The 14,727-nt window shown below is 59.1% G+C and carries 13 protein-coding genes; 7 read left to right on the forward strand and 6 right to left on the reverse strand.

The window, feature by feature from the left end:
• Positions 1 to 31 precede the first annotated feature (31 nt).
• Positions 32 to 526 carry an RcnB family protein gene (locus tag C1N60_RS03220; RefSeq protein WP_031279558.1) on the forward strand — a complete coding sequence of 165 codons (495 nt, stop codon included), beginning with the start codon at positions 32 to 34 and terminating at the stop codon, positions 524 to 526.
• Here the strand turns inward: C1N60_RS03220 and C1N60_RS03225 are convergent.
• Positions 516 to 1,967 carry a MocR-like pyridoxine biosynthesis transcription factor PdxR gene (locus C1N60_RS03225; protein WP_394521391.1) on the reverse strand — a complete coding sequence of 484 codons (1,452 nt, stop codon included), beginning with the start codon at positions 1,965 to 1,967 and terminating at the stop codon, positions 516 to 518. The two genes, C1N60_RS03220 and C1N60_RS03225, sit on opposite strands and share 11 nt — an antisense overlap.
• A 105-nt stretch (positions 1,968 to 2,072) precedes the next feature.
• Between C1N60_RS03225 and C1N60_RS03230 the strand changes: the two genes are divergently transcribed.
• Positions 2,073 to 2,783 (forward strand): GNAT family N-acetyltransferase, encoded by a 711-nt coding sequence (locus C1N60_RS03230; RefSeq protein WP_394517116.1) that lies wholly within the window; start codon positions 2,073 to 2,075, stop codon positions 2,781 to 2,783.
• Positions 2,784 to 2,808: 25 nt separating this feature from the next.
• Here C1N60_RS03230 and C1N60_RS03235 read toward each other — a convergent pair whose 3' ends face one another.
• From C1N60_RS03235 to C1N60_RS03245, 3 genes are all read right to left on the reverse strand, one after another.
• Positions 2,809 to 3,360, reverse strand: a complete 552-nt coding sequence (locus tag C1N60_RS03235) for a hypothetical protein (RefSeq protein ID WP_394521392.1) — start codon at positions 3,358 to 3,360, stop codon at positions 2,809 to 2,811.
• Positions 3,361 to 3,601: 241 nt separating this feature from the next.
• Positions 3,602 to 5,902 carry a phosphatidylglycerol--membrane-oligosaccharide glycerophosphotransferase gene (gene opgB, locus C1N60_RS03240; RefSeq protein WP_394521730.1) on the reverse strand — a complete coding sequence of 767 codons (2,301 nt, stop codon included), beginning with the start codon at positions 5,900 to 5,902 and terminating at the stop codon, positions 3,602 to 3,604.
• Positions 5,903 to 6,112: 210 nt separating this feature from the next.
• On the reverse strand, positions 6,113 to 6,502 hold the full coding sequence (locus tag C1N60_RS03245; RefSeq protein ID WP_394521393.1) for a tautomerase family protein: 390 nt from the start codon (positions 6,500 to 6,502) through the stop codon (positions 6,113 to 6,115).
• Between the two features lie 120 nt (positions 6,503 to 6,622).
• Here C1N60_RS03245 and C1N60_RS03250 point away from each other — a divergent pair, with 120 nt between their 5' ends.
• Positions 6,623 to 7,546, forward strand: a complete 924-nt coding sequence (locus C1N60_RS03250; protein ID WP_021506761.1) for a LysR family transcriptional regulator — start codon at positions 6,623 to 6,625, stop codon at positions 7,544 to 7,546.
• Here C1N60_RS03250 and C1N60_RS03255 read toward each other — a convergent pair.
• Positions 7,520 to 8,539, reverse strand: coding sequence for a glycosyltransferase family 32 protein (locus tag C1N60_RS03255; RefSeq protein WP_264441984.1), 1,020 nt, complete (start codon positions 8,537 to 8,539; stop codon positions 7,520 to 7,522). The genes C1N60_RS03250 and C1N60_RS03255 overlap by 27 nt on opposite strands.
• Before the next feature lie 415 nt (positions 8,540 to 8,954).
• Between C1N60_RS03255 and C1N60_RS03260 the strand changes: the two genes are divergently transcribed.
• On the forward strand, positions 8,955 to 9,908 hold the full coding sequence (locus C1N60_RS03260; protein WP_262257144.1) for a YncE family protein: 954 nt from the start codon (positions 8,955 to 8,957) through the stop codon (positions 9,906 to 9,908).
• Between the two features lie 15 nt (positions 9,909 to 9,923).
• Here the strand turns inward: C1N60_RS03260 and C1N60_RS03265 are convergent, their stop codons facing one another.
• Positions 9,924 to 10,478 (reverse strand): histidine phosphatase family protein, encoded by a 555-nt coding sequence (locus C1N60_RS03265; RefSeq protein ID WP_021506764.1) that lies wholly within the window; start codon positions 10,476 to 10,478, stop codon positions 9,924 to 9,926.
• A 585-nt stretch (positions 10,479 to 11,063) separates the two neighbouring features.
• Between C1N60_RS03265 and C1N60_RS03270 the strand changes: the two genes are divergently transcribed.
• The 3 genes from C1N60_RS03270 (at position 11,064) to C1N60_RS03280 (ending at position 14,546) form a co-directional block, all read left to right on the forward strand.
• Positions 11,064 to 12,452, forward strand: a complete 1,389-nt coding sequence (locus tag C1N60_RS03270) for an MFS transporter (protein ID WP_021506766.1) — start codon at positions 11,064 to 11,066, stop codon at positions 12,450 to 12,452.
• A 75-nt stretch (positions 12,453 to 12,527) separates the two neighbouring features.
• Positions 12,528 to 13,550: a LacI family DNA-binding transcriptional regulator gene (locus C1N60_RS03275; protein ID WP_058771438.1), complete on the forward strand. Its 1,023-nt coding sequence runs from the start codon at positions 12,528 to 12,530 to the stop codon at positions 13,548 to 13,550.
• 12 nt (positions 13,551 to 13,562) lie between these two features.
• Positions 13,563 to 14,546 carry a nucleoside hydrolase gene (locus C1N60_RS03280; RefSeq protein WP_059011088.1) on the forward strand — a complete coding sequence of 328 codons (984 nt, stop codon included), beginning with the start codon at positions 13,563 to 13,565 and terminating at the stop codon, positions 14,544 to 14,546.
• Positions 14,547 to 14,727 lie beyond the last annotated feature (181 nt).

Raw genomic sequence — 14,727 nt, forward strand, 5'->3', positions numbered from 1 at the left:
GTTAAATAATTAACCAGAGTGGAAATCACCAATGCGCAGGACACACGTCACCCTTCTTTCAGCAGGAATTTTTCTGGGCGCTTTAAGCCTGACGCCAGCAGCGCTGGCAGAAGGTGAGCAAACCGATAGCGTACCGATGCCGCCGCAGGTGCAGCAAACCGCACCGGACGCCTCAGCGCCAGCGGCCACCAGCGATGCGCCCGCCAGCAGTGAACCGGCAGAATCCAGTGGCGATGTCGCGCCGATTCGCCCGTCACAAAACGGTCCGGGTGAAGCGCCATCCGCCGCCAATAATTACGATCTGCACACCATTATCATCGATTACAAAGAGTATAAAGTCGGTGACGTCGTGCCGGATGAGTACCGTAAAAAGCAGTACACCATCGTTGAGTGGCAGCCGCGCCACCTGCCTGCACCGCAGGAAGGCACGCACTGGGCTTACATCAACGCCAACTACATCCTGATCACTGACGACAGCGGCAAGATCGTGATGGGCAAATCCGGCGACATTTTCTTCAAGGGTTAATGCCCGGCAGCAGTCGCGCTAACTGCGCCACGCCTGCCATTATCTGACTGGTGCTGGTATTACCGTATCCCAGCACCAGTCCCTGCTGTTTTTGCCCGCCCAGATAAAAGCCGGACAGCGCGCCAGGCGCATAGCCATGGCGAAACAACTGCGCCGTCAGCGCCACATCATCCACCGTATCCGCCAGCGGCAACACCAGATGCATACCGCACTCACCGCCCAGCAGCGGCACCTGAGCACCAAACGTCTCCTGGAGCGCAGCCCGCAGCGTGGCCTGCCGCTGACGATACAGACGGCGCATTTTGCTCAGGTGGCGATTGAAATCCCCGCTGCGTAGAAACAGCGCCAGCGCCTGCTGTTCCGGCCGGTTACCGCCGCGTAACAGCTCATGCAAGGCCGGCCGCAGCCGTGGCAGTAGCGGGGCAGGCAGCACCATGTAGCCGATACGCAGCGCCGGAAACAGGGTTTTGCTGAAGGAGCCGATGTAAATCACCGGCGTCGGCTGCGCCATGCCCTGCATCGCGGCGATGGGCTCGCCGCTGTAGCGAAAATCGCTGTCGTAATCATCTTCGATAATCCACGTCTGATGCCGCTGTGCCGCCGCCAGCAGCGCCAGCCGGCGCGCGGCGCTCATGATCGCGCCGGTGGGATACTGATGCGTCGGCGTGGTGTAAATCAGCCGCGGCGGGCGCTGCTGCCAGTCCTGCGCTGTCGGTGCCAGTCCCTGCGCATCCACCGCAATCGGCTCGATCTGCAGATCGCCCAGGCGCATCGCTGCTTTGGCGCCGCGATAGCCCGGCTCCTCCACCCAGCCGGTGTCGCCACGATTGGTGAGCAGCGCGACGCACAGCGTCAGCGCCTGCTGCGCGCCTTCGGTAATCACAATCTGCTGCGGCGCACAGCGCACGCCGCGCGCCAGCGCCAGATGCTGCGCCAGCGCCTCACGCAGCGCCAGCTCACCCAGCGGATCGCCGTAGCCCAGCAGCTGTGCCTGCTGCGCGGTTTGATTGAGCGCGCGACGCCACTGCGCCAGCGGGAAATGCGCCAGCGCCGGCGTGCTCGGGCGCAGCGCCAGCTCCTGGCTGGAGAGGCGATGCAGCGAATGCAACCCGGCAGCGCGCGCGGAAACCGGCCAGTCGGCGCTGTCGTCTGACGTCTGCGCGGGCAGCGGCGTGTGCGCCAGTCGGCTGACGCGGCTTCCCTGGCGGTCGCTGAGGATAAATCCTTCCGCCTGCAGCTGTGACCAGACGGCGATCACCGTATTGCGCGACACCTGCAGTTCAGCCGCCAGCTGGCGGGTCGCCGGCAGGCGCGTGCCCGCCGCCAGCTGACCATTCAGTATCGCCTGGCGCAGCCGCTGATACAGCTGCTGTTGCAGCGTCAGGCTGCCGTCGGCCTCTGGCGGTGCCAGCAGCAGCGAATGCCGGTTTAATGCGCGCATCGGCGCCTCCGTGGATCTATCGATTTGTCACATTGTGGCGCTTTTTCCGGAACCAGCAAAGTGGCACGCTGCACGCTGTCACTCTCACACAGAAGGAATCGCCGTATGTCATCGCAGACCAATCGTTATGGACAACCCATCGGCCCGGCGCTGGAGGCGTGGCAGCCGCGCCCGCTGCCGCAGGGGCAGATTTTCACCGGCCAGTATTGCCGGCTGGAGCCACTGGATGCCGCACGTCACGGTCGCGAGCTGTATGCGGCTTATGCGCTGGCGGAAGATGGCCGCGACTGGACCTGGCTGCCGGTCGGGCGCTTTGACGATGAAGCGTCTTATCTGGCATTTGCGCAGCAGTGCCAGCAGAGTCCGGATTACCTGCACTTCGCGGTTATTGACCGGCAAAGCGGGCAGGCGGTCGGCTCGCTGGCGCTGATGCGCATTGAACCGCAGCACGGTGTGATGGAAGTCGGCTTTGTGGTGTTCTCTCCGCTGCTGAAGCAAACCCGCATGGCCACCGAAGCCCACTATCTGCTGATGCGTTACGCCTTCGAACAACTCGGCTATCGTCGCTACGAGTGGAAATGCGACAGCTGTAACCAGCCGTCGTACAACGCCGCACTGCGGCTGGGCTTTCGTTATGAAGGCACGTTCCGTCAGGTGGTGGTGTATAAAAATCGCAGCCGGGATACCGCCTGGTTCTCTATCATCGACTGTGAATGGCCGCAGGTGAAGCTGGGCTTTGAGCGCTGGCTGGCGGCAGACAATTTCGACGCCCGCGGGCAACAACGCGCCAGGCTGGAGACATTACGTCAGGCCTGACGCGCGCGCCGGGCTGGCTGCCCGGCTAACCGGCAAAAATATATTTGGCGGCTGACAACACAAAGGCGCTGGCCATCGCCATCAACAGCCGCCGATGCCACAGATTATCGCGTTTGAGCTCATTGAAACCGAGCTGCATGCGATGGTCGAGATCCAGCAGGCGCTCATCCACTTTTTCAAAGCGTTTATCAATTTGCCTGAATCGCTCATCGATTTGTTCAAAACGTTGATCGATTGTCCTGAATTGCGCATCCACCTTTTCAAAGCGTTTATCGATTTCTTTGAATTGCGCATCCATCTTTTCGAAGCGTGGATCGATTTGTTCAAAGCGTTGATCAATTTTCCGGAATTGCTCATCGACGTTATCAAACCGCAGCTCAATGGCTTTAAACGTATGGCGGACCTCATTTTCAAAATGCCTGAGGCTCTGTGCCAGTTTATCGACACGCTGCGCGGTGGCTTGATTTGCCCGCATCACGCCTTCCATGGCCTGCGAAAGGTGCGTTTTGGTCAGGCTGTTTTCCTGCTGCATTTGGGCAAAAATGTCGACCATCACTTCGGCCTGGTGATCGGCCACGCCCGCCTGCTGCAGCGCTTTGAATGCCTTATGGGTGTTCATCATCGTCGGTATCATCCCTGTTGCTCCTGGTCGCCTTTCCTGTTGCCTGCAAGGTTATCCAGGTGGTGATAGTTGCACCATGTGATGATGTGGATTTTGCGCGACGTCTCGAAAAATATCAATTCGTACAAAGAGTAACGCTAAGCGGCAATAAAAAGGGCCTGCACGCTGGCAGGCCCTGGTCTGGCACGCATTTCTATCAATTTTCGGGCTGCGGAATTATTTTTATCTCCGCCATGCCGATACCGAGTTTGCGTGGATCCTGACCGGTAATGTTGCCGAGATTAGACAGCTGTGGTTCTGGCGGCGTGATGATCAGGTTGCGGCTGGCGCCGGGGTTGGTGAAATGCAGCGTTTGCGTGGAGAACGCGTCACCCAGATTGAGCTGCTGCACTTGCTCGCCGACGCGCACCGGAATCGGTCGATGGGCGTTAGCCCCATAGGCGCGTGCGGTGATCACCACGTCAAAACGCGCCGGCAGCGGATCGACATATTCAATGTTCACCTCCGGCGCGAGGTTGGCGTTCGACCAGCGTCCCCAGCTTTCCGGCCGTGAAATACCGCTAAAGCGCTTCACGCTGGCCGGCGCGCCCGGCACGGTCAGCAGGAAGCTGTCCGCCTGGTAGCGAATGGCATTATCCTCGATGCGCATTTGCTGCTCGTTGAGCTGATAGGTCGCCGCACTGACCTTTACTTGCGGGAACTGCGCTTTGCCCTGCCACACCGGCTGGTCGATGCGCGTCACCGTGGGTTGTCCGCCGGTCTGGCCCATCGCCAGACAGAGATCGGTCGACAGCGCCAGCGCCGGCTGCCACAGCCGGCCCATTTTGAAGCAGCGATCGACCCAGACAAACTTATCGCTGGCGGCAAAATCGGCCAGCTGGAAGCGCAGCGGCGCGGCGTATTCGCCTTCCGGCAGCGGCTCTACCTGATGATCGGATACGCGGAACAGGATCGGCAGCCTGAACGTCGCGCCCGAGAAGCTAAAGGTATTTTTGGGCTGGTCGATGGTGAACGTCTTCATCTGGCTGGGGAAATTCCACAGCTGAATGATATCGGCTTTCCACGCCGTGACTTTCTTCGCCATGTCATCGAACTGGCTGGAGAGCGAGGCCGAAGACAGCCCGCTACGGCCAAGGCCAATCGCGTTATCCCCGCCGAGAATATCCAGCACCGTGGCGCCGTTATCCAGCGTGCTGCGCTTGCCGTCCAGCACCTCGGCCTGCGGCTGATCGCCACGGATCACCATAAACAGATCGCGGCGCGGCTGCTTGATCAGATACTGATGCGCCGTGTTATTCATCGCCAGATGATCGGAACTCACCACAATCACGGTATTTTTAAACCACGGCGAGGCTTTGATGCGGGCAATCAGGCGCGCCACGTGCTCCTGGGAACAGGCCACCGCGCTAAACGACTGATTGGGTTTACCGTCATAGCTGTAACTTTTGTGCTGACAGCTGCGCGAAATGAAGCCGTCCGGATGATGGGTGTCCACGGTGAGCGTAAACAGCGCAAAGCGTTTCTGCTGACGCGACAGCTCCTCATATTTTTCAAACACCTCATCCATCACCGTATCGTCGTAAAAGCCCCAGTTATTACGGTAGTTAGGGTCGGCGACGCGGCTCTTCAGCTCCTGCGAGCCGTACATGTTGGCGGCATCAAAACCGTGTGACAGCAAAAAGGTGTCTTTGCCGGCAAAGCGCAGGTCTGCGCCCTGAATAAACCAGTTCTCATAGCCGGAGTGTTTGAGGATATCGCCGAGGCAGATATTTTGCGGATAGAAGCTGGAAAGCGAAGCCGAGGCGTTGCCGTCGAACGGCGCAAACAGCGGAATTCCGCACTGCGACGCCACCATGCCGGCGATGGTGTAATCGGTGCCGGGCAGTTGCTCGGTGTTGCTGAAGTCAATGCTGTGATCTTTTTCGCGGCTCAGCTCCGGTGCCAGGCCAGGAAAAGCCTGTTGATCGAAGTAGGTGCGCTCAAGGCTTTCGCCGTAGATATACACCAGGTTGAGCTTCGGCGCGTTAATCTGCTTATTCGGCGTTTTGTAATAGGTTTCGAAATCCGAGTCGGCCTGACGCGCGTGGGAGGCGATCAGCTCTTTCACCTGGCGAAACGCCGGCGTGGTTTGCACCGAGCCGGCAGCACAGGCGATCGCCAGCAGGCTCCAGCCGAGATGATGCGGACGTTTATGCCGGCGCAGCACCCAGGAGAGAAAACAGAACAGTAAAAACAGGCCGATGATCAAGCCAAGCGCCGGTACCACATATTTGCTCACGCCCGCGCCGGTCAGGCTGTTGGTCAGGGTATAGAGCACCGCATCGTTGATGCCATCGCCAGTAAAATAGTTGCTGGCATACAGCGTGGCGTTGAGCACGATGAACAGGGTGAGCAGCAGCAAGATCAGGATAAACCAGAATTTATTTCGCCCGGCTTTATACGAATAGACTGCGATCGCAGCCAAAAAGAGCACTATTGAAAGCAACTCCAACGGCAGATCCTCACATAAAGTAAAAAGAACGCGTTACCTGCGTCTGCGGCCCTCTGCGGGGGTTTTGCGTCAATCTATATTGGCTGTCACAGGGCTGCAACACATCCAACCAGATTTGTGCGATGCATTGCGAATCGTTTAAGGCGGGTTTAGGCGGAGTCTGATTTAGTCTGGCAGCAACCGGCGCGCTGCTGCCAGCCAGGGCGGGCGCGGGTGTTACAGCTTACCGGTGAGATACTGCGCTTCGCCGTCGGCAAAGCTCCAGTCACCTTTGCTATTGGTGATAAAACTGATCATCAGATCGTTGCCCTGCACGCCACAATTTTCCCGCAGCTCGCGCGCTAACTCTGCCATGAAGTGCGTTTTCTGTTCTTCACTTCTTGGGCTGGTGTACACGCGCACCATCACCAGATTGTCGCTGCGCGCAAAGCCCAGCCCGGTATCCTGAAAGACCATCTGATAACGCTTGTTTTCATGAACAATCTGATAACGATCGCGCGACGGAACCTTAAATGCCGTGAGTACCGCGCGATGCGCGGCGTCGAGTAAGGTACGAATCTCTGCTTCAGAACGGCCCTGAATAACATCAAAAGTCAGTAACGGCATCAATAAATCCTCGTTTTTGCCCACGCGGAAAGAGTAGGATGAAACGCTATGCTGCCGCTTGCTGCCGGAAAGAAAAAGCGCGCTGATTAAAATGATTATTTATTATTTTGAACAATCATGATGAAAGAAATTAAAACCGATGCACTCTGGGTGCATTTGCACTGGCTGACGGTGCTGGCGGAACAGGGCAGTTTTACCCGCGCGGCTGAACGCCTGGATGTCAGTAAAGCGGCGATGAGCCAGAAAATCAAAGAGCTGGAGCAGATGGCGGGCGTGGCGCTGGTGCAGCGCACCACGCGCAGCGTGCGGCTGACGTCGGCCGGTGAAAAGCTGGTGGACGACCTGCGTGAGCCGTTTGCGCGCATCGCGCAGAGCTTCTTTAGCGTGCGTGACGAAGCCGGGCCGGTGCGCGGTCTGGTGCGCATCAGCGCGCCGGTAGCGTTTGCCCGGCAGCAGCTGGTGCCGATTATCGGCGACTTTCTGCGCGACTATCCGCAGGTGCGGTTGCAGCTCAACGTCAGCGATCGGCTGGTGTCGCTGGGCAGCGAAGGATTCGATCTCGCCATTCGCCACAGTCAGCAGCTGCCGGAAACGCACGTCGCGCTGCCGCTGTGTGAAACGCGCACGCTGCTGGTGGCCGCGCCGGACTATCTGACCCGTCACGGTACGCCAGATACGCCGCAGGCGCTGCAGCAGCATAACTGCCTCTATTATCCGCGCGGGCTGGAGTCGCCGCAGTGGCGCTTTCGTCTGCACAGCGATGACAGCGAAACGGTGCAGGTGAAGATTCAGGGTAATTTCGCCACTAATAACAGCGAGTCGATTCGTGACGCTGCGCTGCAGGGGCTGGGCATTGCTATGCTGCCAGACTTTAGCGCCAGCGCGGCGCTGGCCAGCGGCACGCTGCAGCAGGTGCTGCCGGAGTGGCAGGCGGTCGATGCCTTTGCCGACCGCCTGTGGGTGGTGCGGCCCTACGCAGCGCAGGTGCCGCGTGCCGTCACCACCTTTATCCACTGGCTACGCACGCGCTTTGTTGATGGGTGAGGCCAGCGGCGCGCTGAGCGGTGTACTAGGCTGCATCATCGCTCCCAGCAGGCTGCGACGGTTATAGTTACCGAGACGCAGATTGAAGTCGAGATGCAGCTGCTCAATGCCGCTCAGCTTGATCACCGGCGGCGGCGTATGCGGGCGCTGATGGAATAGCACCGTGTGCGCAAAGGCGTCACTTTGCCAGTTGCTCAGCCGCTGATAGTAATAGGCGTTGGCCTCGCATTTACGCAGATACAGGTTCACGCGGCGATGTTCGCGCATCGCCGCCTGCTGCGCCAGCGAACCCAGCTGCTGTGCCGGCTCGGCGATTTTCTGAGTCAGCAGGGCAAAATCATCGCGCTTTGCCAGCTCATTAAAATAGTTGTGCGCCCCCAGATGCTTGATCGGCGCGTACTGTTTTTGCCACTCGCGAATAAAAGGATTATTGGGCGCAGCGGCGAGAAACCAGTTTTCAATCACCGGTGCCAGATAGTTGACGGTGGCAATTTCGCGGTAATAGCCAATCACATCCATGCGGCGTTCCTGATGCGCACGGTGCACCCAGCTCAGGTCTTCAAATAACAGCGTGCTGCAGTCAATCGCAATACCGCCGTAGCGTAATAATAATTCGAGGCGAATGACTTCACTTTTTTGCTGCTCGCTTAATTGTGTCGAGGTAAAAATAAAATCCGGCAGGACTTCTTTAAGCGTTAAACGGTTTAATACATACACCTGATGGTCGGGATTATCCTGACGCAGCTGCTGGATATTTAACGCCATCGATTTCGGTAAATATTCATTGTCCCAGTACATCCAGATTTTTTTGGGTATTTCCGGCAGCGCTTTCTCACCCGAAAGCAACACGATATTGTCCTCTTCGCTGGGATCATATTCCGGCGCGCAGAGCGCAGTATGCTGTTTGTTCTGCAGTAATGTCTGGCCGGTGAAGGCGATTCTCTGCCAGTGTTGCCAGAGCGTAAGGGCTGGCTGGAAACGTTTTTTTGTCATGATGCACCTGATTATTGTGATTATGGGGAGCAAAGATTCCCTGATGCTGGCGGCTTGAGCGCGCTTATGTGTCCTGACGGCTGTGTGTAAAAAGACTACCCTTGCTTAATAATCGATCCGCAGCGGCAAGGCTACGAATTTTTTTCGCTTTCAGATTTACCGGAAACGCCGGGATCCGGGATGGCTAAAAAGAGGTATCAATAAAATGATGGGGGACGGCGTTTTTTATTTTTGCTCGATTAAGACTATTCCTAATAAAATAACCCTCTGCAGGCGCAGGCTGCGGCGCGGAATAAAAATGAGCGATCGGCGGTCCGTTAACCGCGCTGTATTTTCCTCTGGCCTCGCCGCCGCTTGCCCAACGCGGAGGCAGGTTAGCTACGCTTAGAGCAGGCAACGAAAAAAAGGAGACACTATGCAGCCACACAAGCGTGGGTTACTGGCGGTTGATAAGCAGGGCAACCGCGTGCTGTTTCTCAATCCCGACAGCTTCGCCGTTGAGCAGGAGCTGAATGCCTTACCGCCGCGACCGCATGAGCTGCTGATGCTGCCCGCGCTGGAGAAGGCGTATGTGCCGATCTACGGTGATGGCGTCCACGGCGACAATCCGCATCCGGGGCACAAGGTGGCAATTATCGATTTGCGCCGCCGGCAGATTCGCGGCTTTATCGATCTGTCACCGCTCAAGGCGCCGCACAGCGGCCAGCTGGGACGCGATGGCAAAGTGTATCTGTGCTGTGAACACAGTGCCGCGGTGGCGGTGATCGATCCGCACAGCGACACGCTGGAGAAAACTATCCGGCTGCCGTCGCACAACGCGCACCGGCTGACGCTGTCGCCCAGCGGCCGCAAGCTGTTTACTGAAAACGAAGAGGATGCCAGCATCACGGTGGTAGATCTGTGCGAGGCGGAAGGGCGCATCATTGATAACATCCTGCTGCCGGGACCGATTGCCGGCATTGCCGCCTCGCCAAAGCACCCTTACCTGGTGGCCAGCGCGGCAGACGCGCCGCTGCTGTACGTGGTGGATCGTCAGAGCCATCGTATCCGCCAGCGCATCACGCTGCCCGGCCATCAGCAGCCGTGCCAGGTGGTGCGCTTCAGCGCCAACGGTGAGCGGCTGGTGGCGATTGGCGACGGGGAAGGAGTGGTGACGCTGTTTGACGACTTGCTTAATCCGTTGGGTGACGTTGCGGTCGGCAATCAGCCGATGGATGGCTGTTTTAGCGCCGATAACCGCAGCCTGCTGATCGCTAATCAGGGTGACGGTTCGCTTAGCCTGATCGATCTGACGCAGATGAAGGTCATCGCCACGCCGCAGGCTGGCACCGGCTGCGAAGTCCTGAGCTACTTTCAGCTATCGTCCTGAGTGCGAAGGCCGCCATCAAATAAACGGCCGGTGATAAATCGCGCTGCTCCAGTGGCGGCTGCTGGCGTGTTTTTCTGCCTGCCAGCCGCGTTTGCGCAGTTGGCGCGCAATCAGTTTGTTCATAATACCGTGGCCCACCAGCAGCACCGTGCCCTGTTGCGACAGGGCTATCAGTTTGTCTGCCGCCCGCTGCGCGCGCTGCCGGGCATGCTGCACTGATTCCACGCGTCCGGCGTAACCGCACAGCCACAGCAGGCGCAGCAGCGCCAGCCACAGCGTCAGCGGCAGATGCAGGCGCGCGAACGGCAGCAGCGGCATCGCCACTTCACTGAACACCTCATCCACGTCCTGCGCCTGCAGACCGAGCCGCGCCAGCGACGAACGCGCGCGCGGCAACGGGCTGCAGGCAATCACGCTGGCCATGCGCGCAATCGCCATACTGCGCGGCGGCGGCGCATCACAAATCACCGCCTGGTCGTAGCCTTCACACCAGTCCGCCAGCGCCCGCGCCGTAAAGCGCCCGCTTACCGGATGGTCTGGCTTGCCGTGTCGCATGAGGATAATGGTCATGATGCTCCTGAGTGAAGGTCATCCAGTCTACTGCAGGCGCGCAGGATTTCGCGCGGCCCGGGCGGTTTTAAGAATAATGCCCGGGTGTCATCAAAACTTAACTGAAATGTGCGAAAACGGCGCGGTGAAAGTTTGGTCGCCGTTTTTGCCAATGATAAGCAATAGTCGTTAATCACGCAGCGTGCGTGGATTTTTTAATGACGCTGGCTGTAATGTAATGTCATGAATTAACGCCGTTTTTATCTTTTTATCCTGCACCATTGTGAAGATAAGTTAATTATTTTCCTGTTGATCACTTGATTTATCTACGCGCGTAGATAGACTGTCTTCACAGTGACAACTCACGGTGCCAGAGACGAAGTTGGCCTTGAGATGACCCAGTTACATTTGCCGTACTAATGCGATCGATGAAAAAAACATCGGCGAAATCAGGCAAATAGATGAATTCCAACACCAGGGAATTCCTTACTGACCTTTCATCCAGGTTTGCCTACTGAACGTCGCCACCGGGGAGTTCCGCTTGTTGCAAGGGAACCGACCCACGGATGGGCGTTTACTGTTTTCACCTCTTTCAGGGAAATGGTTATGACGGTACATCATTCCGTTACGCAACAAGGTTCACCCGCTTCCGCCGCCGATGCGCGGCTGGAAACCACCTCCGGGCGCAAAGATTTCTGGCGCGCCACCTTCTCCTGCTGGCTGGGCACCGCGATGGAATACGCGGATTTCGCCCTGTATGGCCTCGCTGCCGGCATCATTTTTGGCGATGTGTTCTTCCCCGAAGCCACCCCGGCGATGGCGCTGCTCTCCAGCTTTGCCACCTGGTCGGTCGGCTTTATTGCACGCCCGATCGGGGCGCTGCTGTTTGGCTGGATTGGCGATCGCAAGGGCCGCAAGGTAGTGATGATCAGCACCATCATTCTGATGGGCGCTTCGACCACGCTGATCGGCCTGATTCCTTCCTATGCAACGATTGGCCTGTGGGCGCCGGCCTGCCTGGTGCTGCTGCGTTTTACGCAGGGGCTGGGCGCCGGCGCAGAGCTCTCGGGCGGCACGGTGATGCTGGGTGAATACGCGCCGGTTGAGCGCCGTGGCCTGGTGTCGTCGGTGATTGCGCTTGGTTCCAACAGCGGCACGCTGATTGCGTCGCTGGTGTGGCTGGCGGTGATTCAGATGGATAAAGCCACGCTGCTCGACTGGGGCTGGCGTATTCCGTTCCTCAGCAGCGTGCTGATTGCTGCGGTCGCGCTGTGGATTCGCCGTCATCTGCGTGAAACGCCGGTGTTTGAGCGTCAGCAGGCGGAACTGCAGGCGCAGCGCCATGAAACGCTGGCGCAAAGCGCGACGCAACCCGACAGCCGCAGCTTCTGGCAGCGCAGCCGCGCCTTCTGGACCATGGTAGGCCTGCGCATCGGTGAGAACGGCCCGTCCTATCTGGCACAGGGCTTTATCGTCGGCTACGTCGCCAAAGTGCTGATGCTGGACAAATCGGTGCCGACCACCGCGGTGTTCATCGCCTCGCTGCTCGGTTTCCTGATCATCCCGTTTGCCGGCTGGCTGTCGGACCGCTTTGGCCGACGCATCACCTATCGCGGCTTCTGCCTGTTACTGATGGTTTACGCCTGGCCCGCCTTTAGCCTGATGGACAGCCGCGAGCCGGCCATCGTGATTCCGGTGATTGTGGTGGGGATGGCGCTGGCGTCGCTGGGCATCTTTGGCGTGCAGGCGGCATGGGGCGTGGAGATGTTTGGCGTTAAACACCGTTACACCAAAATGGCGGTTGCCAAAGAGCTGGGGTCTATTCTTTCAGGAGGCACCGCACCGCTGGTGGCGGCGGCGCTGCTGTCGTTTACCGGCCACTGGTGGCCGATTGCCGTGTACTTCTCGGCCATGGCGACCATCGGTTTCCTCACCACCTTTGTGGCACCGGAAACGCGCGGACGCGATCTGAATCTGCCGGAGGATGCTATCTGACGCGCAGGATCGTGCAACATTCTTTGATTACGCTGGCCGGTACTCCCGGCCAGCGGCATTAACGCAGAGGCAATATTGGCGAAATCCCCAACCGGAAATGTGACACGCAGTGACGTCGCCAAAGCCGCCGGAACCTCGGTGGCGGTGGTCAGCTATGTGATCAACAACGGACCGCGTCCGGTGGCCGAAGCCACGCGTCAGCGCGTGCTGGCCGCCATCCAGCAAACCGGCTATCGCCCGAATGCGGTGGCGCGCGCACTGGCCTCCGGCAGTACCAAAACCTTTGGCCTGATCGTGCCGAATATCGCAAACCCGTTTGTCGCCTCAATGGCGCACGTGCTGCTGCAGGAGTCGCTGAACCACGGCCACGTAATGCTGCTGGGCGATGCCGGCGACGATCGCCAGCGCGAGCTGGAGCTGATTCAGGGTTTGCTGAATCGTCAGGTGGATGGCCTGTTTTACACCAGCGTCGATCGCCATCCCTATATTGACGTCATCCAGGCGAGCGGAACGCCGCTGGTGATGCTGGACCGCATCGAACCGCGTCCCGGCGTCAGCATGCTGTGCGTGAACGAACGTGAAGCGGCGCGCCAGGTCACGGCGCATCTGCTCAGCCACGGCTATCAGCAGGTCGGCATGATCAGCGGTCCGCGTGAGATGCTTAACGCGCAGGATCGTATTCAGGGCTGGCGCGACGCCATGGCGCAGCACGGGCTGACGGTAGATGAAGCGCTGATTTTTCCGGCCGGCTATTCGCGCCAGGGCGGTTACGACGCCGGGCAGCGCATGATTGCCAGCGGCCGGGTGCCGCGCGCGCTGTTTACCAGTAACGAAGGGCAGGCGATTGGCTGTATTCGCGCGCTGTCCGAACATGGCCTGCGCGTGCCGCACGATGTCGCGCTGGTGTGTTTCAACGGTACCGAGCAGTCGGCCTTTCATGTGCCCACGCTCACCACCGTGCGCCAGCCGCTGCGCGAAATGGCACGCAGCGCCATCGCCATGCTGAAAAACGGTCATGGCGAGGCGCAGCTGGCCGAATTTCCTCACCATCTGGAGATCGGTGAGTCCTGTGGCTGCCAGCTATCTCAACAAAAATAAATATATAACATTATGAAAAGACTAATTATTGATTGTGATCCGGGGAATGGTATTGCTGGCGCTAACACCGATGACGGGCTGGCGCTGGCCTTAGCGCTGGCGTCACGCGCGCTGGCCGTTGAGCTGATCACCACCGTGAGCGGCAACACGCCGAGCGCGGTGGGAGCGCGGGTGGCTAAAGATCTGCTGCAGCGGCTCGGACTGAACATTCCGGTAGTGCAGGGCGCGCTGCAGGCGCTGCGCGAAGATCCGGCGCCGTGGCGCGCGCGGCTGGATAACGTCGCCGACCCGGCGCTGGGCGAACTGTGGCGCGGCGTGCGTCAGCCGCAGATGGTGGCAGCGGACGGCAACGATGCGGCGGGCGTGATGGGCCAGCTGATTTGTGACAATCCCGGCGAGTTTACGCTGGTGGCAATAGGCCCGCTGACCAACGTGGCGCAGGCGCTGCAGCGCTATCCGCAGATGGCGGATTCCGTAGCGGAGATCGTCATTATGGGCGGCGTATTCGCGCTGGATGACTACATCAAAGACACCAATTTTGGCCTCGATCCGGAAGCGGCGCATCAGGTGCTGCACAGCGGCGCCACCATCACGCTGGTGCCAATGGATGCCACCACGCAGACGCTGCTGACCCATCAGGATCTCACGCGCCTGACCGCCTGCGATCATCCACTGCCGCAGTTTGTGCGCGAAACGCTGCGACCGTGGATTGATTACTCCATCCGCACCCGCCATCTGCCGGGTTGCTGGATCCACGATGCGCTGGTCATTGCCTGGCTGCTCAACCAGCGCGTGGCGGACGGCGTGGATTATCACGTCGATATTGAGCTGCGTCCCGGTGCCACGCGCGGCAAGACCTGGCGCTATCGCACGCCGCTGCGGCTGGATGTCGGCGTGCCGGCGGACGCGGGCGCACTGGTGCATGTGATGCAGAACGTAAACAATCCGCTGCTGCTGGAAGTGATTGAGCAGACGTTCAACGGATTGAAACGCTGAGATTTTGCTGCGGCGCGCGGTCTCCCGGCCGGAGTACCGTGCGCCGCTTTCCTGCCGACACGCTTCCTTACATCGCGAATCACTCGCTGACAATTCCCCGCCGCGCGGCGCCTTTCTGACATGCTATATACAAATGGTTAACACAATAATAACCAGTGCAACCATTCGCTGGATAACGTTC

The sequence above is a fragment of the Pantoea sp. SGAir0184 genome (assembly GCF_043544755.1).

Coding starts and splice junctions, on each gene's coding strand:
- C1N60_RS03225 (WP_394521391.1), bottom strand. CDS start 1,967: ATGCGCGCATTAAACCGGCATTCGCTGCTGCTGGCACCGCCAGAGGCC.
- C1N60_RS03280 (WP_059011088.1), top strand. CDS start 13,563: ATGAAAAGACTAATTATTGATTGTGATCCGGGGAATGGTATTGCTGGC.
- C1N60_RS03270 (WP_021506766.1), top strand. CDS start 11,064: ATGACGGTACATCATTCCGTTACGCAACAAGGTTCACCCGCTTCCGCC.
- C1N60_RS03265 (WP_021506764.1), bottom strand. CDS start 10,478: ATGACCATTATCCTCATGCGACACGGCAAGCCAGACCATCCGGTAAGC.
- C1N60_RS03230 (WP_394517116.1), top strand. CDS start 2,073: ATGTCATCGCAGACCAATCGTTATGGACAACCCATCGGCCCGGCGCTG.
- C1N60_RS03260 (WP_262257144.1), top strand. CDS start 8,955: ATGCAGCCACACAAGCGTGGGTTACTGGCGGTTGATAAGCAGGGCAAC.
- C1N60_RS03220 (WP_031279558.1), top strand. CDS start 32: ATGCGCAGGACACACGTCACCCTTCTTTCAGCAGGAATTTTTCTGGGC.
- C1N60_RS03245 (WP_394521393.1), bottom strand. CDS start 6,502: ATGCCGTTACTGACTTTTGATGTTATTCAGGGCCGTTCTGAAGCAGAG.
- C1N60_RS03250 (WP_021506761.1), top strand. CDS start 6,623: ATGAAAGAAATTAAAACCGATGCACTCTGGGTGCATTTGCACTGGCTG.
- C1N60_RS03255 (WP_264441984.1), bottom strand. CDS start 8,539: ATGACAAAAAAACGTTTCCAGCCAGCCCTTACGCTCTGGCAACACTGG.